General features: G+C 27.9%; 16 protein-coding genes and 1 pseudogene. 12 read left to right on the plus strand and 5 right to left on the minus strand.

The annotated features are described in order from the left end of the window. Window positions 1-18 precede the first annotated feature (18 nt). Both ACJA28_RS02510 and ACJA28_RS02515 read right to left on the minus strand, forming a co-directional pair. Window positions 19-345, minus strand: coding sequence for a hypothetical protein (locus ACJA28_RS02510; RefSeq protein WP_022934605.1), 327 nt, complete (start codon window positions 343-345; stop codon window positions 19-21). A 73-nt stretch (window positions 346-418) separates the two neighbouring features. Further along, complete coding sequence (locus tag ACJA28_RS02515) at window positions 419-1,285, minus strand: hypothetical protein (RefSeq protein WP_022934606.1); 867 nt, start codon at window positions 1,283-1,285, stop codon at window positions 419-421. A gap of 159 nt (window positions 1,286-1,444) precedes the next feature. Between ACJA28_RS02515 and eno the strand changes: the two are divergent. From eno to gyrB, 4 genes and pseudogenes are all read left to right on the plus strand, one after another. After that, window positions 1,445-2,803 (plus strand): annotated as a pseudogene (eno, locus tag ACJA28_RS02520) (phosphopyruvate hydratase); the annotation flags it as partial. A gap of 225 nt (window positions 2,804-3,028) precedes the next feature. After that, window positions 3,029-4,225, plus strand: coding sequence for an elongation factor Tu (tuf, locus tag ACJA28_RS02525; RefSeq protein WP_022934608.1), 1,197 nt, complete (start codon window positions 3,029-3,031; stop codon window positions 4,223-4,225). 32 nt (window positions 4,226-4,257) lie between these two features. After that, window positions 4,258-5,502 carry a phosphoglycerate kinase gene (locus tag ACJA28_RS02530; RefSeq protein WP_022934609.1) on the plus strand — a complete coding sequence of 415 codons (1,245 nt, stop codon included), beginning with the start codon at window positions 4,258-4,260 and terminating at the stop codon, window positions 5,500-5,502. 166 nt (window positions 5,503-5,668) lie between these two features. Next, a complete protein-coding gene (gene gyrB / locus ACJA28_RS02535; protein WP_022934610.1) occupies window positions 5,669-7,606 on the plus strand; it encodes a DNA topoisomerase (ATP-hydrolyzing) subunit B in 1,938 nt (645 codons plus the stop codon). A 122-nt stretch (window positions 7,607-7,728) separates the two neighbouring features. Here gyrB and ACJA28_RS02540 read toward each other — a convergent pair whose 3' ends face one another. Continuing rightward, window positions 7,729-8,817: a hypothetical protein gene (locus ACJA28_RS02540; RefSeq protein WP_406602232.1), complete on the minus strand. Its 1,089-nt coding sequence runs from the start codon at window positions 8,815-8,817 to the stop codon at window positions 7,729-7,731. Window positions 8,818-8,973: 156 nt separating this feature from the next. Next, the gene (gene uvrB / locus ACJA28_RS02545; protein ID WP_022934612.1) at window positions 8,974-10,959 is read right to left on the minus strand and encodes an excinuclease ABC subunit UvrB; all 1,986 of its coding nucleotides are present in this window, start codon (window positions 10,957-10,959) and stop codon (window positions 8,974-8,976) included. A 162-nt stretch (window positions 10,960-11,121) separates the two neighbouring features. On the opposite strand from uvrB, the gene ACJA28_RS02550 reads away from it, so the two are divergent. Both ACJA28_RS02550 and ACJA28_RS02555 read left to right on the plus strand, forming a co-directional pair. Then, the gene (locus ACJA28_RS02550) at window positions 11,122-12,399 is read left to right on the plus strand and encodes a hypothetical protein (protein WP_022934613.1); all 1,278 of its coding nucleotides are present in this window, start codon (window positions 11,122-11,124) and stop codon (window positions 12,397-12,399) included. 153 nt (window positions 12,400-12,552) lie between these two features. After that, window positions 12,553-13,185 carry a copper homeostasis protein CutC gene (locus ACJA28_RS02555; protein WP_022934614.1) on the plus strand — a complete coding sequence of 211 codons (633 nt, stop codon included), beginning with the start codon at window positions 12,553-12,555 and terminating at the stop codon, window positions 13,183-13,185. On the opposite strand, the gene ACJA28_RS02560 is transcribed toward ACJA28_RS02555, so the two are convergent. Further along, on the minus strand, window positions 13,154-13,543 hold the full coding sequence (locus ACJA28_RS02560; RefSeq protein WP_022934615.1) for a YigZ family protein: 390 nt from the start codon (window positions 13,541-13,543) through the stop codon (window positions 13,154-13,156). The two genes, ACJA28_RS02555 and ACJA28_RS02560, sit on opposite strands and share 32 nt — an antisense overlap. A 64-nt stretch (window positions 13,544-13,607) precedes the next feature. Between ACJA28_RS02560 and ACJA28_RS02565 the strand changes: the two genes are divergently transcribed. From ACJA28_RS02565 to ACJA28_RS02590, 6 genes are all read left to right on the plus strand, one after another. After that, window positions 13,608-16,628, plus strand: coding sequence for a cation-translocating P-type ATPase (locus ACJA28_RS02565; protein ID WP_022934616.1), 3,021 nt, complete (start codon window positions 13,608-13,610; stop codon window positions 16,626-16,628). A gap of 14 nt (window positions 16,629-16,642) precedes the next feature. After that, a complete protein-coding gene (locus ACJA28_RS02570; protein ID WP_022934617.1) occupies window positions 16,643-17,659 on the plus strand; it encodes a nicotinate phosphoribosyltransferase in 1,017 nt (338 codons plus the stop codon). 199 nt (window positions 17,660-17,858) lie between these two features. Beyond that, window positions 17,859-19,136 (plus strand): arginine deiminase family protein, encoded by a 1,278-nt coding sequence (locus tag ACJA28_RS02575; protein ID WP_022934618.1) that lies wholly within the window; start codon window positions 17,859-17,861, stop codon window positions 19,134-19,136. A 39-nt stretch (window positions 19,137-19,175) separates the two neighbouring features. Next, window positions 19,176-20,225 carry an ornithine carbamoyltransferase gene (gene argF, locus ACJA28_RS02580; protein ID WP_022934619.1) on the plus strand — a complete coding sequence of 350 codons (1,050 nt, stop codon included), beginning with the start codon at window positions 19,176-19,178 and terminating at the stop codon, window positions 20,223-20,225. Window positions 20,226-20,260: 35 nt separating this feature from the next. After that, window positions 20,261-21,196 carry a carbamate kinase gene (gene arcC, locus ACJA28_RS02585; RefSeq protein ID WP_022934620.1) on the plus strand — a complete coding sequence of 312 codons (936 nt, stop codon included), beginning with the start codon at window positions 20,261-20,263 and terminating at the stop codon, window positions 21,194-21,196. Window positions 21,197-21,223: 27 nt separating this feature from the next. Then, window positions 21,224-22,876 carry an APC family permease gene (locus ACJA28_RS02590; protein ID WP_022934621.1) on the plus strand — a complete coding sequence of 551 codons (1,653 nt, stop codon included), beginning with the start codon at window positions 21,224-21,226 and terminating at the stop codon, window positions 22,874-22,876. The last annotated feature ends 24 nt before the right edge of the window (window positions 22,877-22,900 follow it).

Below are 22,900 nucleotides of genomic sequence, written 5' to 3' on the forward strand. Positions count from 1 at the left end.
TAAATATTAAATTAGATATTATTTAACTAAAAGTTCAAATTCATTAGAATAATGTTTCAATATTTCTTTTTCTATTCTTTTATCAACCTCTATCACTAAAGGTTTACTAATAGATCTTAATAATCATGTTAAATTAGAAAAATCATCAAATCGATAGGAGATTATTTTCTCTTCATCATAAATTAAATAAGCACCTAAAGTTCATATACATTGATTTTGGTCTTCTCACTCACCAAATTGATATTTGTATATTTCATTGAAAACTTCCTGATTTGCTTCTTTTCACATCATAATCATTGGCACTGGATATAAACCAGGAACATATCTAAACTTGATTAAATTCATAACACCACCTAATTATATCATTACGTAAAATAAAAAATCTCGCACAAGCGAGACTCTTTATGACAAAAATTTTTTATTCTTCTTTTACTTTGTTTTCTTCTTGGATGCTATCTTCAACTTTTGTTTTAGATTGTTTTTTAAAAATGTGTTTTTGTTCTTTTTTAGTTCAACCTTCTCACTGAAGATCATCTGCACCAATAATTTCAACCATTCTAAAATCATAATCGATAATTGGTTTTAACTCAGCAAGTTCTTCATCAGATAAAGATTCAAATCTAAACATATAATTAAATTCTGGAAAGATCGAACAAATTAAATTTATCATTTGAATGTTTAATCATCTAGGTCCACTTGCTCCTTGTGCTTCAAAATTTTCAAGTAACATAATTTGAGAATCTTTGTCACCTTTAATTCTTTTTGTGTTTTTAATCAAGAATCTTAACATTAAACAAAATGAAATTTTCTTTTCAACATATGCTTGTAAACTTAAAGGTTTATTTTTCTTTCTAATTGTGAAATACATAATCAATCAACCAATACCTGGAATACCTGTTATAAGTGCTCCAACACCCAAACCAGAAAATGCACCTATTAAATCACTAGCAGCTTTTTTCCCCAATGCAACATCAATTATTGGACCTAAAAAACCAAAAGCTAAGCAAACAAAAATAATTAAGCAAAGAATACAAAATCAGTCAAACAATTTAACTGATCAAGGTTGCCCATTTGCAATACCAGGGTCATGTTTATAGTTTCCTGATTTGAACAATACTTTTATTAATCAAGCCATAAATCTACTCTTTTTATGTAAATTCACGTCAATGTACTCATTTAATAATGTATAAAAACGATCACCTGAGTAAAATCTTCCAATAGTTGTTTTTTTGTTTTTTTGATTTACTAAATCTAAATTTTTTGCTTTCAAAATGTATGAAGCCATTATTTTTCCTCCTTTTTGTTCTATAAAACTTTACTACAAGAAAAGAAAATTTCGTTTTTTTTAATATTAAAATTAAAAGGATTTTGCAAGCAGAAAATTTAAATAAAACACTTTAAATAAATGTAAAATATGAGAGAAAACGAAAACTAAGGAGAAAAAATGTCAGCAATTATTGAAGTTCATGCAAGAGAAGTCTTAGATTCGCGTGGTAATCCAACAGTTCAAGTTGAAGTTATTTCTGAATTTGGCGGATTTGGATCAGCAATTGTCCCTTCTGGTGCATCAACAGGTACAAGAGAAGCGCTAGAATTAAGAGATCAAAATTCAGCTAAATACAAAAATAATTGATTCGGTGGTAAAGGTGTGATGTTAGCGGTTGATAATGTCAACAACAAAATTGCTCCCGAAATAATTGGATTAGAAGTTACAGATCAAAGATTAATCGATGAACTAATGATCAAATTAGATGGAACACCAACTAAGTCAAAATTAGGTGCTAATGCAATCTTAGGTGTTTCATTAGCAGTGGCTAAATGTGCCGCAGATGAACTAGGAATACCTCTATATAGATATATTGGTGGAACAAATGCAAGAGTATTGCCGTTACCTATGTTAAATGTTATTAATGGTGGAGAACACGCTTCAAATACATTAGATTTTCAAGAATTTATGATTATGCCAGTTGGTGCTTCTACATTTAGAGAAGCATTACAAATGGCTAACAAAGTATTCCATACTCTAGCTAAATTATTAAAAAAAGCAGGACATGGAACACAAGTTGGTGATGAGGGAGGATTTGCCCCAAATTTAAAATCACACGAAGAAGCTTTAGATTTCTTGGTTAAAGCAATTAAAGAAGCAGGATTTAATCCAGCTCTTAAGGGTGAAAAAGCAGTGGCAATTGCAATGGATGCTGCTTCTTCAGAACTTTATGACGTAAAAACTAAAAAATATACATTTGGTAAGTTAAAAGCTGCGATTGATTCTGAAAAACCAGGATTTGAAAATCTTAAAACTCAAACAACATTTACATCAAATGAATTAATTGAATACTATGCAAATTTGTTTAAAAAATTTCCTATCATTTCAGTTGAAGATGGATTTGCAGAACAAGATTGAGATGGATTCAAAAAAATGAATGAAAAATTTGGGTCATATAAGCAAATTATGGGTGATGATTTAACAGTTACAAATAAAGCAATTTTGACTGAAGCTGTTAGAAAAGGAACAATTAACTCAATATTAATTAAATTGAATCAAATTGGTACATTGTCAGAAACATTAGATACAATTGAATTAGCTCATAAATCTGGAATGACAGCAGTTGTATCACATCGTTCAGGTGAATCTGAAGATACAACAATTGCCGACTTATCAGTTGCTTTAAATACAGGACAAATTAAAACTGGTTCTATGTCAAGAACAGATAGAATTGCAAAATACAACAGGTTGTTAGCTATTGAAGAAGAACTAGGAGATATATCAGTATTCCCAGGTTCTAAAGCGTTCCACAACATTGGCTGACATGTATGTTGCAAATCATGTGTTGATTGTAAAGATTGTGCTACATGCAAAACTTGTTCAGGTAGCAAAAAAACAACAAACGACAAAAAAAGTACAAAGAAATAAATTTTTAGATTTTGAACAACTTATTTAGTAAACTTATTAAACAATTTATTTAAATTATTTTTGAATAAATTTAAACCAAAAAAATCATTTAAACATTTGAAAGGAAAATAAATTATGGCAAAAGAAAATTTTGACAGAAGCAAACCTCATGTTAATATTGGTACAATTGGTCATGTTGATCATGGTAAAACAACTTTAACTGCTGCTATTGCTTCAACATTAGCTAAAAAAGGATTAGCAGAAGCTAAAGATTATGCTTCAATTGATAATGCTCCTGAGGAAAAAGCTCGTGGAATAACAATCAATACATCACACATTGAATACGAAACAGAAAAAAGACACTATGCTCATGTTGATTGTCCAGGGCATGCTGACTATGTTAAAAACATGATTACAGGAGCAGCACAAATGGATGGAGCTATCTTAGTTGTTGCTGCAACAGATGGTCCTATGCCTCAAACAAGAGAACACATTCTATTATCAAAACAAGTTGGGGTTCCAAAAATTGTTGTTTTCTTAAATAAAGTGGATATGTTAGGTTCACCAGCGGAAGCTGCTGAAATTACAGAGTTAGTTGAACTTGAAGTTAGAGGACTATTATCAGAATATGGTTTTGATGGTGATAATGCTCCAATTATCAAAGGATCAGCTTTAAAAGCTCTTGAAGGTGATGCTGAGTATGAAAAATTCATTTTTGACTTAATGGATGCAGTAGACTCATATATTGATACTCCTTCACGTGAAGCAGATAAACCATTTTTAATGGCTGTTGAGGATGTTTTCACAATTACAGGACGTGGAACTGTTGCTACAGGTAGAGTTGAACGTGGAACTTTGAAATTAAATGAAGAAGTTGAAATTGTTGGTATTAAACCAACCAAAAAAACAGTTGTTACAGGTATTGAAATGTTTAGAAAAAATCTTGATGCTGCAATGGCTGGAGATAATGCTGGACTTTTATTAAGAGGAGTTGCTAAAGAAGAAATTGAAAGAGGACAAGTATTAGCAAAACCAGGAACAATTGTTCCTCATAAAAAATTTGAAGCTGCTGTCTATGCACTTAAAAAAGAAGAGGGTGGACGTCATACACCATTCTTTAAAAACTATAAACCACAGTTTTATTTTAGAACAACAGATGTTACAGGAGGAATTGAATTACCTGCTGGAACAGAAATGGTAACACCAGGAGATAATGTTAATTTAACTGTTGATTTAATTTATCCAGTTGCTATTGAAGAAGGAACAAAATTCTCAATTAGAGAAGGTGGGAGAACAGTAGGAGCAGGTTCAGTTACAAAAGTTATTCAATAATTTTGTAATTTGTAATATTTCAAGGATAAAAAATGAACAAGAAAACAATAGATCAAATTGATTTAAATGGTAAGAGAGTTATTATTAGAGTAGATTTTAATGTACCAATGAAGGGACAGCAAATCACTAATAATAAGAGAATTGTAGCTGCTATACCAACAATTAAAAAAGCTTATGAATCAGGTGCTAAAGTTATTCTTCTATCTCACTTAGGAAGAATTAAAGAAGAATCTGATAAAGCTAAAAAAACTCTGAAACCAGTAGCAAAAGAGTTATCTAATTTAATAAATAAATCAGTTAAATTTATTCCTGAAACTTCAGGAACAATTGTTAAAGAAGCTGTTAAAAATATGCAAGATGGTGACATCATCATGTTAGAAAATACAAGATTTGAGGATTTAAACAATAAATCTGAATCTAAAAATAATCCAAAATTAGGTAAATTTTGAGCTTCTTTGTGTGATGTATTTATTAATGATGCATTTGGTACTTCACATAGATCACATGCTTCAAACGTAGGTATTGCATCAAATGTTTCTGAGTCAGCAATTGGATATTTAGTTGAACAAGAAATTGAAAAAATTTCAAAAGCAATTAATAATCCTGCAAGACCAGCAATAGCTATTATTGGTGGAGCAAAAGTAACAGATAAAATTCAAACAATTGATCATTTAATCCAAAATGTTGATCGTGTAATTATAGCTGGAGGTATGGCTCATACTTTTTCTAAAGCACAAGGTTTATCTGTTGGTAATTCTTTAGTTCAAGAAGAAGAAATTGTTGAACTAGCTAGAAACTACTTAAAAAAATATCAAGAAAAAATTGTTTTACCAATAGATGCAGCTCTATCACCTAAATTTGATAATATTGCACCAATTTATAATAAATATAATTCTTTAGAAATACCTGATGGCTATATGGGATTAGATATTGGACCTAAAACAATTGAATTATTTAAAAAAGTTTTAAATGGTGCAAAAACAGTTATCTGAAATGGGCCAGTTGGAGTTTGTGAATTCAGTAATTATTCATATGGAACAAGTGAGTTAGCTAAAATTATTGGTTCATTACCTAACGCATATACAGTTGTAGGTGGTGGAGATAGTGTTGCTGCAATCATGAATTTAGGTTTAGAATCTAAGTTTTCACATATTTCAACAGGTGGTGGTGCTTGTTTAATGATGTTAGAAGGTAAACCATTGCCAGGTGTTGTTGCAATTCAGAACAAAGATGATCAACCCAGAAAAAAAGTTAAAATAGAATCATCAAAAAAATAAAAAAAAATCTTTATTTGGTTAATAAAATAAAAAACTCATTTCTTAAAGAAATGAGTTTTTTATTTTGAATATAAACTATCCTTAAAAAGCAATCACAATAATAATTTGTTATAATTTTTTATAAAAGTATAACTTTTATAAAAAAAATAAAAAGAGGTATGAATATATGTCGTCAAATCAATATTCAGCAAATAGTATTCAAGTTCTTGAAGGTCTTGAACCAGTTAGAAAAAGACCAGGAATGTATATTGGAACAACTGGAAAAAAGGGTTTACATCATTTAGTTTGAGAAATTGTTGATAATTCTATTGATGAAGCAATGGCTGGTTTTGCTTCTGTTGTTTCAATTGAAATCAATAAAGATGGTTATGTTACTATTTCTGATAATGGACGTGGTATTCCAACAGACATTCATCCTAAAACAGGTTTATCAACTGTTGAAACGGTTTTAACTGTTTTACATGCTGGAGGTAAATTTGACTCAGAAACTTATAAAGTTTCTGGTGGATTACATGGTGTTGGGGCATCTGTTGTTAATGCCTTAAGTACTAATTTAAAAGTATGAGTTAAAAGAAATGGTAAATTACATTTCATGGAATTTAAAGATGGAGGGCATCGTATAGATCAAATTAAAATAATTCAAGATATTGAACCCAATGATACTGGAACAACAATTTCATTTCATCCAGATTTTTCAATAATGGAACCAAACGAATTTGATTTTATTGTTATTGCAGATCGTGCAAAACAAATTGCTTATTTAAACAAAGGAATTACAATTTCAGTAAGTGATCTAAGACCCGAAAAACCGATTAAAAAAGATTTTTATTTTGAAGGCGGAATTACTGAGTACGTAAAAGAATTAAATAAAGGTAAACAACTAATTCATGATGAAATTATTTATGCAGAAGGATCGGTTAAAGGTGATGCAGGAAATGTTCTAGTTGAAGTTGCAATGCAATATAATCATGGATATCAAGCTAATGTTGTTTCATATGCAAATAATATCTCTACAATCGAAGGCGGAACACATGAACAAGGTTTTACTGATGCTTTAACAAGAATTTTAAATAATTATGCAGGACAGTTTAAACTATTTAAAACTGAAGAAGAAAAACTAACTAGAGAAGATATTAAAGAAGGTTTGACAGCAATAATTTCAATTAAACATGTAGATCCTATTTTTGAAGGTCAAACAAAATCTAAATTAGGAAATAAAGATGCAAGATTTGCAGTTAACAAAACTTTATCACAAACACTAGAAAGATTTTTAATTGAAAATCCAGAACAAGCCAAACAAATTGTTGAAAAAGCTGTTTTAGCTCAAAGAGCTAGATTTGCTGCAACAACAGCAAGAGAAACAACAAGAAAAAAGGCTCTATTTGATGGTAACTCTTTACCAGGTAAATTAGCCGATTGTTCTTCAAAAAACGCTGAAATTTCAGAATTATATATTGTTGAGGGAAATTCAGCTGGCGGTTCAGCTAAAATGGGTCGTGATCGTGAAACACAAGCCATTTTGCCTTTAAGAGGTAAAGTTATTAATGCTGAAAAAGCAAGAATTGATAAAGTATTTGAAAATGCTGAAATAGCCTCTATTATTACAGCTTTAGGTACAGGTGTTGGTCCTGAAACTAATGTTAATAAACTAAGATATCATAAAGTAATTATTATGACAGATGCCGATGTTGATGGATCTCATATTAGAACACTATTATTAACATTTTTCTACCGTTATTTAAAACCATTAATTGAGTATGGATTTATTTATATTGCTCAACCTCCTTTATACAAAATAACATATGGTAAAACATTTGAATATGCTTATAATGATGAACAAAAAGAAGAAATTATAAAAAGAATTGAAGATGCAAATCCAAATCAAAAAATAGGTATTCAAAGATATAAAGGATTGGGTGAAATGAATCCAGAACAATTATGAGAAACAACAATGGATCCTAATGCAAGAAAAATGCTTCAAGTTCAAATTGAAGATGCAGCTATTGCTGATCAAGTATTTTCAATTCTTATGGGCGATGATGTTGAACCAAGAAGAGAATTTATTGAAGAGAATGCAAAATATGTAAAAGATATTGATTTTTAATAATTTTTTAGAATTAATTGCAAACTTCATTTAGTTAAGACTTGTCAAATTTTAAAATAAATTAATTATGTTGTAATATTTAGTTTTTTTGAATTATTAACTAAATCTAAATTAAATATTGATTATTTTTTTAAATAGATTTCATGATGTTGATCATCTTTTTGTTTTGTAAATAAAATTTTGATTCCGAATTTAATCATATTAAACAATAAATAACCAATAATAATTGTTGTAACTGTTGCAAAAATTATTCCTACTACTCCAAAGAACCAAGCACTAGATGAAATTAAATCATTTCCTTCAATTTTTCAAATTGGAATAATTTTATTTATAACCAGTGGATTTTGTGAAGCTAAATATTTAGCTGCTCATACCATTGATGTTGCTCCAATAGCACAAGGGAAAGATAAAGAACATAATATTGGTGCAAAATTTTTAGTTTGACTTCTTTTTCTCAATACAAATATTCTAGTTACATACAAATACAAAATTAAAGTAGTAACAAATCCCATCATAGTTGTAAGAATAAAAATAATATTTAAGTAAGCTTTTGGATAATAAGTTTGAGGGCTTAACAAAAAAGTTCTTAAAAATCCAGCGCAAGTTAAATTAGCAGGAGCAAATCAAATCGCAACTGTTGGAAATTGTGCATCAGAAACTTTTTTTTCTTTAAATAACATAGAATAAGTAACAATGGGTAAAGTAATTAAAAATGTAATATATCCAAAATATCATATTGCTTGAAAAAATTCATTTGGCAAAGCGATAACATTATGTGAAACAGTACAAGAAGTGATTAAACCAACAATTGGAACAAAATAAGATCCATACATATGTTGATGTTTTGATTTGATATGATTTTTAATAAAAGATTTAACGAAAAATCCAATAATTATAAATTGAATTAAAATAGCTAAACACATAACTACTGCAGCAACAATTTGATTTGCAGAAGTTTTATCTTTATTATTTCACATCCCAATAAATCCGGCAACAAGCATTAGACACATTGAAAATGTAGTTAATAATGAAACTGATAAAGGTTCATTTAATTCATAATGTAAAACTTTTGGATGAGTAATATTTTTAATAATCATCATTACTAAGAAAACTAAAACAAAAGAAATACTAATACAAGTAATTCATTTTCCATCATAATGATTTATACAACTAAGTTGTAATAAACAATTACCTAATCCACCAATTCCTAAGTGCTAAACCTGTGTAAGCAATAGGTAAATGTTGAAATCTATGTCGTAAATTTTTCATTTTTTTTATTCTTTTCTTATATCTTTGTTTTTATCTAATTTATAGAAATTATATTCCTTTTTTAAAAATAAAAAAATTTCAAATTGTAGTAGATATTATTATTTATTTTCTTCTTCAGCTTCAAGTTCTAAAATTAAATCTCTTATTTGTGTTGCTCTTTCAAATTCCATTTTTTTAGCAGCATCTTTCATTTCTTTTCTTAAACTTTCAATAATATTTTTTCTTTGTTCTTCTTTTGTTTTTAAATTTGATTTTTGTTTTTGCATTAATTCGATAGCATTCAATATATCATGACCTTGGATAGGTTCAAAAATAGGTTTAACAATTGTTTTTGGTTTTATGTTGTGTTCTTTATTGTATTTTTCTTGAATTTGTCTTTTCATTTTGTTATCTTCAATAGTTTCTTGCATACTCTTACTTATTGAATCTGCGTAAAAAATAACACGTCCATTTTCATTTCTTGCAGCACGACCTACAATTTGAATTAAAGATGATTTGGATCTAAAAAAAGATTCTTTATCTGCATCTAACACCATAATTAAACTAACTTCAGGTAAATCAATACCTTCTCTTAAAAGATTAATTCCAATAACTACATCATAGATGCCTTTTCTCAATTTTCTTAAAATTTCATTTCTTTCAAGAGTTGTATGTTCAGAATGAATATAAGCAATTTTTATCTTTTTAGTTTGAAAAAACTTAGTTAATTCTTCTGCTGTTTTTTTAGTTGTTGTTACTATAATGGTTCTAGATTTATTTTTAATTTGTTTTTGTATTTCATCATACATATCATCAACTTGATTTTTAGCTGGATGAATTTCAATAATAGGATCCAATAATCCTGTTGGCCTTATGTATTGAGTTATAACTTCGCCATCAGTTAAATTTAATTCATATTCAGCAGGTGTAGCTGAAATAAATATTTTCTGAAAATCATATTGTTCAAATTCTTCAAATTTTAAAGGTCTATTATCAAGAGCTGAAGGAAGTCTAAAACCGTACTCGACTAAATTCATTTTTCTAGAACGATCACCATTATACATTCCATTTAATTGAGGGATCATCATATGAGATTCATCAATAATTAATAAAGTGTCTTCAGGAAGATAATCTAGTAATGTAAAAGGTTTTTCTCCTTCTTTTCTTCCGTCTATATGACGAGAATAATTTTCAATTCCTGAACAATATCCAAATTCTCTAAGTGATTCGATATCATTTTTTACACGATCTTTTAATCTTTGATATTCTAATTGTTTATTTTCTTTTTGAAATTCTTTTAATCGATGTTCTAATTCAATTTCTATTGAACTAATAAAATCATTGGGGTCATCTGTTCCTATAACATAAGAAGCGGCTGGAAAAATCAATGCTTTATTTTCTTTAGAAATAATTTTTTTTGTTAAAGGATCGATTTTATGAATAGATTCAACAATATCATCAAACAATTCAATTCTTAAATTAAATTCAGTAGTTCAACTTGGAATAATTTCAATTACATCACCTTTGACACTAAACTCTCCATTTTCAGTAGCCATTTGATTTCTTTGATATTGATTTTTTACCAAATTAATTAAAATTTCTTGACGTTTAATTTTTTGATTTACTTTTATTGTAAAGAAAGAATTTTCATAAGAAACTGGACTACTAGCCCCATAAATTGCCGCAACAGAAGCAACAACAATAGTATCTCGAGAAGTTATTAATGAATTTTTTGTTGACATTTTCATCATTTCCAAATCATGATTTGTTTTAGAAGTTTTTTCAACATAAACATCAGTTTTTGGCATATATGCTTCTGGACGATAATAATCAAAATAAGAAATAAAGTACTCAACATTATTGTGCGGAAAAAATGTTTTTAATTCCGAATAAAGTTGCGAAGCTAAAGTTTTATTATGCGATAAAAGCAAAACAGGTCTTTGCACTTGATTAATAACATTTGCAATTGTAAAAGTTTTACCACTACCTGTAACCCCTAATAGAACTTGATTTTTTTTACCTTTTTTGATTCCATCAACTAATTTTTTTATTGCTTGAGGTTGATCACCAGATGGTTTGAATTTTGTTTCTAATTTTAAAGACATAAAATTATTTTAATACTTTTTTCTTTGGTTATTTCCAAGGTGTTTTTAATCAAAATTTATGATATAATTTTTTAGTCTAAAGTTTACTTAAATTATTCTAATATTGATACTAAAAAATAGTAAAAATACAAAAACAAAAATATTAAAAGGAACAACAAATATATGTTAATTAACAAAAAATTTTTTCTTTTGTCATCTTTATCTACTTCAATTTTAATTTCAACATTGCTAACTATATCGTGTTCACATAAAAGTAATAATACACTTGAAAGTAATCCTCCAATTGAAAAACCAGTAGAACCACCAACTATTATTAATCCTGATTTAGATATTAACGACAATTACAATATTGAAATTAATTGATTACAAGGTTTCAGAGATCAAAAAACTTCTTTTTTAAATAAAGATCCAAACTTTTTGTTCGAAATAGATGAAACGATTTTAAACGATTTAAATTTTAATATTCAATATATTGGCGATAACAAAAAAATTCCGTGTTATTCAATTTATGATAAAAAAATTAAAAAATATTATTTAGCTTCAGGAAAACTAAATTATCAATATCTTTTTCAAAATTCTTCGTATGCAAAAATAAAAAAATTTTTAAGCGATAAATTAATTAAAAATTATCAGGAAAAAATGATTATCAAACATTATATTAGTGACGAAAATTTTTTTATTCCAATTGATCCAAGCGACAAATCTCTTTTTTTTATAAAAAATAAAATGATTAGTTTTAAATCTTCTTGGGGAGTCGGTAATAGTGCAAGAGAATATCCAACTTTTAATATAAAAATGAGTTCTAATAAAATAAGAGAAATGTTGTTCGGACCTTTTGAACAAAATTATCGAAACTTTTTTATTGAAGATGTTGAGGCAACAGACTTACACGTTTTACCAAAAATGATAATTCTTGATTCGCCAGTTAATTACTTTGATTTCAATATTGATACTATTAAAAACAATTTTGATGATAAATTTCTATCATTAACTAAAGATGAAACAACAAGAATTAATATAGATATTCCAGGTAAAAATGGTATTAAATCACAAAATTGAATTGGGACAGTGTGTGGAATGAATTTATCAGGAACAATTGCATCAACAAAATACTTGAATGGTATTTCTTCACTAATAACAACAATGATAGATACAAATAATTTTAATTATGACAATGTATTAGATAGAATTAATAATTCTAATAAGCAATCTGTTAAAGAATATGTTGATGAAATAGTCAAAAAAGGTAAAAAAATTAAGATTGGAATTAAAAACAAATTTAGTAATAATAATGAACTAATTTCTTACGATGTTAACACAACAATAAAAGCTGGCGCTAATGCTGCTAACTTATTTGGAGATAGAACCACTGTAGGTTTATATGATATTTCTGCAATCCAAAAAATGAAAGTTAACTTTATTGAGTATAAAAAATTTTAAACGTTTTATCATTAAATAAAAGCTTTTAGGAAATTACTAAATTTTTAAATCCAATAAAGTACAAAAAAATATAGTATTTTTTGTTTTTAATTCAAATAAATAATATCTTTTGATATTTTGTATTTAGAATTTACTTTAAAATAGTACTTAATCATGAAATTAATCAAAGAAGCTTGCATCGGAAATATTAAAGATGTAAAAAAATATTTAGATAAATTAGATCAAATTGATCGGTTTGAGACTTGCTCAAAATTAAAATTAGGAGGTTTAACACCTTCAAAAAGAACATTCAAATTTATTGTTAATAAAACTAATAATCTAGATCAAATAATAATGATTAGAACAAATAATTCGTTTATTATCAAAAATAAAAATGAAATCAAAAAATTAAAAAAACATATAAAAAAATTTTTAAAATTAGGGGCCAAAAATTTTATTTTTGGTTACTTAACCAATGATAATAAAATAGATGTTGATACTTGTAAAAAATTAATCGATGTTATCAAAAAAGAAAAAAATACTACATGAAATTTTCATATGGCTATAGATTTAGTTGATAATTATTTCGAAGAAATTAATAAATTAATTAATCTTGGATTTACAAGAATATTAACTAAAGGTGGTAGTGGACCCGCAATAGAAAATGTTGAAAATTTAAAAAAAATCAATGATAAATATGGAAATAAAATTGAAATTTTAGTTGGGGGCAAAGTAACTAAAGATAATTATTTAGAAATTGAAAAACAAACAAAAATTAGACAATTTCATGGTCGAGAAATTGCTTAATTGTTTCTAGGGCAGTTTTTGAATATGAACGATATAATCCTCCAATTCCTAATTTTTTTCCGCCAAAATATCTAATAATAAAGAGTACAACATTAGATTTTTTGTAAATTTTAATAGCATTTAGTAAAGGAGTTGAAGCTGTGCCTTTTGGTTCTTTATCATCAAAAGCTTTTATTTTAATCCCATTTTTACATTGAATTTTATAAGCGTAACAAATATGTTTTGCATTCTTATATTCTTTTTTTAAAAAAAACAAAATTTCTTCAATCTCATATAAATCATTAATTTCACACAAAACTCCAATAAATTTAGATTTTTGTATCTCATATTGATAAATTGACTTAATCTTGTCCTTCATAATTTAAGTATTAACAAAATATTTTGTTAATATATTATAATTACAATTATTGTTACCGAGTGATATGAAACAAAAAAACATTAAATTAAATTCTGACGAAGAAGACTTGTCGAAGTATTTAAGTACTAATAAAGAAATAGGACTTACTGAAGAAGAAGTTATTGAACGAAGAAAAATATTTGGTAAAAATATTTTAATAAAAGCAAAAAAACAATCTTTTTTTGTTTCGTTTGTTAAAGCAATCTTTTGTGAAATGATGTCGCTTCTTTTGTTCATAACTGGAATGATTGGATTAGGTCTAGCGATATATGAAAACATTGAAGGTTCAGATACCTATATTTTAGCTTATGTTGAAGCTGGTGTATTGTTATCAATAGATCTTGTTAACGCTTTATTTGGAACAATCCAAGAAAGACGTAGTTCAAATGCAATAAATGAGCTAGAAAAAATGTCTTCACCAACAACCAAAGTTTTAAGAGAAGGAAAAATTAAACAAATACCTTCGGCTGAAGTTGTGATTGGCGATATTGTAATTGTTGAAGCTGGAGATACTATAAGCGCTGATGCCATTTTATTTTCAGATGCTCACTTAAAAGTTTCTGAATCAATTTTAACAGGCGAATCTGAAGAAGTTTTAAAAGATGCTGATTTTGTCTCTAAACCAAACTCACCTTTGGGCGATCAAAAAAACAAAATTTTTTCAGGAACAAATGTTTTAAATGGTAAAGGTTATGGAATTGTTTATGCAGTTGGAAATAAAACAGAAATTGGAAAAATAGCAGATTTACTAAATAACAACAATTTAATGCTTTCACCATTGCAATTAAAATTGCAAAAACTTGGAAAAATGTTAGGAATTTTTGGGATCATTTTAACATTAATTACATTTGTTTTTACATTACTAATAATTGAAAATATTTTCAATACTTCAGATGTTGTTCAATCAATTCAAAGATCATTACTACTAACCATTTCTTTAGCAGCAATTTCTCTACCTGAAGGTATGGCAGCAATTGTTACAATAGTCCTTTCAGTTGGTGTAAAAAAAATGACAAAGAAAAATGCCCTTATCAAAAAATTGCCTTCTGTTGAAACTTTAGGCTCTACTTCAGTAATTTGTTCAGATAAAACTGGAACATTAACAATGAATAAAATGACAGTTGTTAAACTATGAACAAATAATGGAAACAATGATTCAATTGAAGAAAAAGAGATTGATAAAAATAAAAAAGAAATGTTAATTAAAGCATCATTATGTACCGATGCTGTTATTGATGAAAATGAAGATATATCAAAAAGAAAAAATGCTATTGGTGATCCAACTGAGATTGCAATTTTAGAATTTACTTTTAAAAATAACATTTCTATCTTAAATATAAAAAATCAATATAAAAGAATTGCAGAAATTCCTTTTGATTCTGATAGAAAATTAATGTCTTCAATAAATGAAATAAACGGAAAAAAAGTACTAATATTTAAAGGAGCTCCTGATGTTATTTTTTCTAAATGTAAAAATTTTGATTCTCAATTAGCATTAAAAATTAATAACGAATGATCAAACAAAGCAATTAGAGTTTTGGCTGTTGCTCAAAAAGAAATTAATACTACAATAAGTGAAGATTTAGAACCTAAAGATTTTGAATTTGATTTAGAATTTATTGGCCTTATTGGAATGATAGATCCGCCTAGAGAAGAAATTAAAAGTTCTATTAAAGAATGTATCTCTGCTGGCATTAAACCTGTAATGATTACTGGTGATCATTTAAATACAGCTAAAGCAATTGCAAAAGATTTAGGTATTATTAAAAATGAAGAAAATCAATTAGCAATAACAGGTACTGAATTAGATAAAATGAGTGATGAAGAATTTTTTGCTAATATCGAAAAATATTCAGTTTATGCTCGCGTAAGTCCAGAAAATAAAATTAGAATTGTCAAAGCATGACAATCTAAAAATCAAGTTGTTGCTATGACTGGTGATGGTGTTAATGATGCTCCCGCTTTAGATGCGGCAGATATTGGTTGTGCAATGGGAATAACTGGAACTGATGTTTCAAAACAAGCTGCAGATATGATTTTAATGGATGATAATTTTTCAACAATTGTTGAAGCTGTTAAATTAGGTAGAAATATTTACGAAAATATTAGAAGAATTACAAAATTTTTATTATCTTCTAACGTGACTGGTATATTTGCAATTATTTTTGGAATGATTATTTTTTATTTAGCATTTGAAATTGGTAATTGAGGAAAAATTAGTGCTCAAGAATTAATTCAAGCAAGCAATAATAACATCAATCAACAAATAGCTAATGAACTTGCAAATAAAATAAATGATAATATTAGATTTTCAACAACAATTACAACAATTTTAATTTTAGTCCATCATATGGTAATTGAAACATTCCCTGGTGTAGCGCTCGGGGCTCAAATGACAACAACCAATTTAATGAATCGAAGACCAATTTCTAAATACGAATCAATATTTGCAAGAGGTTTGATTAACCAAATAATTTCTTATGGATTATTACACGGAATATTAACAGTAATTTCATTTGTCGTAGGAGCTCAAATTGCTATACTAACAGGAGCACCGCTATTAAGATTTTATTATGGTATTATTGCAACATTTTTAACTTTATCAGTTGGAGGTGTTTTAAAATCAATTACAATGAGCACTTTGACTCCTGTTTGAAAACAAAAATGACAAGAATGTAAATGAATTTATATTACATCAGGGATTTCGTTTTTAATTATTTTAACTATGATTGTATTCCCACAAATTACTTCAATTGCTGCCGAAAGACCAGAAATGAAATTTAGTAATTATAAATCTACTGGATTAGATGAAAATACGTTTAATACAATAATTACAAAAATAAGTGGCGGAACTAAAACAAATGATTATGCTCATTGAACTGTTTATTTTATAGGAATAACTTTAGGATTATTTACATTCATTTTCTTAGAAGCATTAAAATACTACGAAAATAATATTTCAAAATACTCAAAAGAAAGTAGAATGAAAATAGTAGATTTTGAACTTATTCAAAAACCAAAATCTCATGGCTGAAAAAGACACTAATTTATAGGAGAACTATGTCGTCTAGCAAAAAAAATAAAAAATATGTTGCTAATTACTTTTTTATAGCTGATGAAATTATCAAAAAATATAAACCTAACTCAATAGTAACTATGCAATTTTTTCAGAGAAAAGAACAAGCTATTTTAGGCGGAATAAATGAAACTTTAAAATTTTTAAAAGATAACACAGATACTTCAAAATATAAAATTAAATATTTACCAGAAGGTTCTGTCATAGAAGCTCTTGAACCAGTTTTAGAGTTGGAGGGTCATTATCGATACTTCGGAATTTTTGAAGGTGTTATTGATGGGATTTTAGCTCGTTCAACTTCTATTGCAACAAATGCTTATGAATGTAAAAAAGCTGCAAAAAATAAAGAAATTATTTATATGGGTGATAGAGGGGATCATTATATTAATCAAGAAATTGATGGATTAGCTGTTGAAGTTGGGGGGTTAGTAGGACATTCAACAATGGCTGGTTCTAGAGGAAATAAAGATGTTATTTTTGGTTCAATACCTCATGCACTTATCCAACATTTTGATGGTGATTTAGTTGCAACAATGAAAGCATATCATGATGTATTTCCTAATGAAAAAGATTTGGTTGCTTTAGTTGACTTTTCTAATGATGTTATTAAAGATTCTTTAGCAGTATTAAAAGTTTTTGGTAAGCAATTAAAAGGTGTCAGAGTTGATACATCAAAAAATATGGTTGATCATATGTTTGATAATGAAAAGAACAAAGATCAATTTAAAGGAGTAAACCCGGAACAAATCAAACGATTAAGAAAAGCTCTAAATGATAATAATGGAAAGCATGTTAGGATAATTGTTTCATCAAGTTTTAATCCAGAAAAAATCGCTTATTTTGAAAAAGAACAAACTCCAGTTGATGCTTATGGAGTTGGTGATTATATATTAAAAATAAACATTGGCTTCACTTGTGATGCAGTAAAAAACAACGGAAAAGAAATTGCAAAAGAAGGAAGAAAATATCGCTTTAATTCAAAATTAATTTCCTACAACTAAAAAATTAAAGTATTATAATTTTATTGTTTATGTTTGAAACTCTAGTGCAAATTTAAGAAAGAGTTTTGGGCATAAGCAGGTCATTATAATTTTTGTTCTTAATTATTATTTTTATTTTTAATTATCTATAAATCTTATATTTGATTTTATTTTTAAAACTAAATTTTATTCAAACAAAAAGTTAGGAATTAAAAAAATTATGAAAAAAAATGCTATTAACGTTTACAGCGAAATTGGTAAACTTAAAAAAGTTTTAGTTCATCGACCAGGAGACGAACTAAAGTATGTTACACCTCAAAGAATGGATGAACTTTTAATGTCAGCTATTATTGAGCTTGAACAAGCAAAAGAAGAACATGATGCTTTTACTAAAATTTTAAGAGATAATGGAGTTGAAGTAATTGAATTAGCAGATTTAACTGCTGAAATGTATGATTCATTAACTCCATCTGAAAAAGATGCGTTCTTAAATCAATGAGTAAAAGAAGCGTCATGAGGAAAAAAATCTTCTATTGATGCTTTGAAAATCAAAAAAAATCTAAGTAAAAAAGTATTTGACTATGTTAAATCAATAAAACCTACAAGAAAAATGATAGATAAACTAATGGCAGGAGTTTTACTTTCTGAAATTGGTGAAAAATCAATTATTTTGAATAAAGACAAAAAAAATGAAATGGTAATTGATTTAGTAGTAGATCCAATGCCAAATCTTTACTTTACAAGGGATCCTTTTGCTTCTGTTGGTAATGGTATTACATTACACAACATGAAATACCCAACAAGAAAAAGAGAAACAATTTTTGCACAATGAATATTTAATAAACATCCTGAATATAAAGATGTTCCTCAATTCATTTCAAAAAGAGATGGAAAGGAAACAATCGAAGGTGGGGATGTTTTTATTTACACAAAAGATGTTCTGGCAATTGGAGTTTCTGAAAGAACAAATATGGAAGCTATTTTAAGAATTGCTACAAATATTAAAAAAGACAAAAATTGTGAATTCAAAAAGATAGTTGCAATCAACGTTCCTCCTATGGGAAATTTGATGCACCTTGATACATGACTAACAATGCTAGATAAAGATTTATTTTTATATTCTGGAAACATTAAATCTGCTCTAAAAGTTTGAGAAATTGATTTAACCAAACCAATTACTCCAAAATCACCTAAATTATCAACTGCTAAGTTAGCAGATATATTAGCTAAAATTGTTGGCAAAAAAGTTAGAATGATTCCAATTGGTGGAAAAGACGGAAATCAAATGGATATTGATATTGAAACTCATTTTGATGGAACAAATTATTTAGCTATTGCTCCAGGTGTTGTAGTAGGTTACCATAGAAATAGAAAAACACAAAAAGCCTTGGAAGAAGCAGGCGTGAAAGTGTTAGCATTCCAAGGTAACCAACTATCATTAGGTATGGGATCAGCAAGATGTATGTCAATGCCTCTTGTACGTGAAGAAGTAAAATAAGTTTTATATTTAAGAAAAGAAAGATAAAGGATATTAATTATGGCTTGAAATTTAAAAAACCCTCGTCATTTTGACACTTTAATGAATTTTACAACTGAAGAAATTTTGTATTTAGTTGATCAATCAATTAAAGTTAAAGAAAATGAAAGAAATGGAATTAGACCTAAAGGTCTTGAAGGAAAAACAATCGTAGGTATTTTTGAAAAAAATTCTACAAGAACAGCTAATTCAACTTTTAAAGCTGCTAACTATTTAGGTATGCAATATTTTTATAATGGGCCATCAGGTTCAAATATGGGAACAAAAGAATCTGTAGCTGATACTGCAAAAGTATTTACAGAAATGTATGACATTTGTTTATTTAGAACATTTGGACATGACAAAATTCAAGATTATGCAAAAAATTCAGGTATTCCTCTAATCAATGGATTATGTGATCAAGAACACCCAACACAAACAATTGCTGACTTACAAACAATTAAAGAAGCTTTTGGTGGATTTAAAAAACTTGTTAAAGGAGAAATTAAACCTCTAAAAGTAGTATTTTGTGGTGACTACAAAAATAATATGGGGAACTCTTGAATGTATGCAGCTGCATTTACAGGTATGGACCTAGTAATGTTTGGACCAAAAGAATATGAACAACAATGTAACAAAGACATTGTTAAATTCTGTAAAGATTTATTCAAAAAAAATGGTGGTTCAATTACATTTACAGAAGACAAAGCTAAAGCAGCTAAAGATGCAGATGTTATAGCAACAGACGTTTGAGTATCATTAGGTGAATCATTTGATTTATGAGAAAAACGTTTAAAAGAAATGCACGAATTCCAAGTAGATAAAAAAATGATGGATATGGCTTCAAAAAATGCAATTTTTATGCATTGTTTACCAGCATTCCATGATATGAATACTGAGTATGGATCAAAAGTTGCTGAATTATACGGTAAAAAATTCCCAATTGTTAAAAATGGGGCAATTGAAGTAACAGATGAAGTATTTAGTGATACAAAAAGAAATTGGTCATTTGTTGAAGCTGGTAACCGTTGAACATCAATTGCAGCTATTATTCAAGAATTATTAAAATAATAATTTTTATATAAATTTATTAAGGAAATGAGTATATGGCAAAAATTGTAATTGCTCTTGGAGGTAATGCTTTAGGAGATAATCCGCAAGAACAAAAAGAATTAGTTACATTACCTGCAAAAAAAATCGCTTCACTAATTAAAGCAGGGCACGAAGTAATTGTAGGACATGGAAATGGACCACAAGTTGGAATGATTTTTAATGCCTTTGCAGATGCAAAAAAAGTTAACGAAAAAACTCCATTAGTACCTTTTGCTGAAGCAGGTGGTATGTCACAAGGTTATATTGGTTATCATATGATTACTGCTATCTCTAATGAATTAGCAAAAGAAAAAATCGATAAAGATGTTTTATACTTTTTAACTCAAACAATTGTTGATGCTAAAGATCCAGCTTTTGACAAACCAACTAAACCAGTAGGTCCATTTTATAAAACAAAAGCTGAAGCTGAAGCTGCAAATCCAAATTCAACTATAGTTGAAGATGCAGGTAGAGGATATCGTAAGGTAGTACCTTCACCCAAACCAGTTGATTTTATTGGAATAAAATCAATTAAGAAAAATGTTGATGAAGGAGCAGTGGTTATTGTTGGAGGAGGGGGAGGAATCCCAACCATCGAACAAAAAGGTCAATATATTGGTGTAGATGGGGTTATTGATAAAGATTTTTCTTTATCTAAAATTGCTACTGCAGTTGATGCAGATTTATTCATTGTTCTAACAGCTGTTGATTATGTTTTTGTAAATTATGGAAAACCTAATCAAAAAGCATTAGTTAAAACGGATATTGCTGAATTAGAACAATATATTAAAGAAGAGCAATTCGCTCCAGGATCTATGTTACCAAAAGTTCAAGCTGCAATTCAATTTGTTAAATCAGGCAAAAATAAAGAAGCTATTATTGCGGATTTATCAAGAGTTGAAGATGCTGTAAATGGAAAAATAGGAACAAGAATTGTTTCAAAACTATAACAAAAATAAAATTTAAAAGGAAAAAATATGGCTAAAAAAGCTAAAAAAGAAGAACAAAGTTTAGCTAATGCAAGTACAAACAAAAAAATTTCATTCTTCTCAGCTATTTTGATTGTTATGGGTTCTTCAATTGGTGCTGGAATATTCTTTAAATCTGGTGCTGTTCTAGAAAACTCTCAATCATCTTTAGTTCTAGCTATTTTTTGTTGATTGATAGCTGCTGTTTCAGTTATTGCAATGGCTTTAGCATTAGTTGAAGTTGCTTCAGCAAGAAATGACAACTTATCAATGATAGGTTGAGCAAAAGTTTTTAATGGTCGTACAACATTTAAAGCATGTAAGAATTTCATGTTTTATATTTATCTACCATTAACATACTTCTTTATGCCTCTATATGTTATTATGTCGCTTCAAGACGGCATTGGGGCATTAATTAATAAAGATATGTCTGCAGCAACATTTGGAACAAATGTTGATTGATTGATATGAACTATTATTTCATTAGCAATGTCAGCATATTTTATATTTATTTCTTGTTTATCAACAAAAGCTGGAAATATTCATAACAAAGTTATTACTTATATTAAGTTTATTCCTTTAGTAATGGTTGCTATTATTGGATTCATTATTGCAGGACAAGGAAAAGGTGGAGAGGTTAACGCAGGAGTTGTAAAACCTCCATTTACTGAAGCAGGGAATACAATTGCAGGAGGAGCATCATTTATAAAATTTGCTCCAGGCCTAGGAATGTTTATGGCTATTTCAGCAATTTTCTTTGCTTATGATGGATTTTATGTTGCAGCTGGTATTCAATCAGATATGAAAGAACCTAAAAAAACTCCTTTAGCTCTTTTATTTGGATTATTAGCTAATACAGTGATTTATTTAATTATTGCTATTTCAATGTCAATTTCAGGTGGTAAATTAAATGTTTTAGGAACCAATATGGATAGCGCTTGAGGTACAGCTGGTAGAATTATCGCTGGAATAATTAACATTATGGTAGCAATTGGAGTTATTGGTATTATTAATGGATTTGCTATGTGAGCTCCACGTTTTACAGAAGATTTAATTAAAGAAGGTGAATTACCATTTTCAATTAGATATAAAGATAAGTTAAATGCTGATAGACCAATAGTTGGAGTTATGTACTCAGTAGCTATTACTCTTCCTGTTGTTATCTTATTTACATTAATAGGTGCTTTAGCATATATTGATGGATATGGCGATTGATATAAAGGTGGAATGGATAAATTGTATACATTTGCTGATTTAATGGGAACATGAACTGCAGCGTTTACATTTGGTTTTATTACCGCTTCTATCTTTGGATGTTTAAGAAACAGAAGAACTGGAACTATACAAACAGATCAAAAATCATATTTTAAAATAGCTGCTATAGTTTCTGTAATTATGATTACATTATCATTAGGAGTATTAGTATTACAACCTATTATTGATTTAATGCTATTACCACAAGTAGATAAAAACTTAGTAAATTCATCTGGTGGAAATTATACAGATATTGTTGTTTCAAGAATTATGTTAGTTGTTACCCTTCTATTGTTCTTTGGTCTATCATATGGCCCAACAATTATTGAAGATAGAATCAACATTAAAAAATATGGTTCTATTGCAAAATATGAAGAATGACAAAAAGCAAATTTTCAAGTTAGTTAATTGAAAAAAGATATAAAAAATTAT

Origin of the sequence: Mesomycoplasma moatsii (genome assembly GCF_045276915.1) — a bacterium.
Classification (GTDB): domain Bacteria; phylum Bacillota_I; class Bacilli_A; order Mycoplasmatales; family Metamycoplasmataceae; genus UBA710.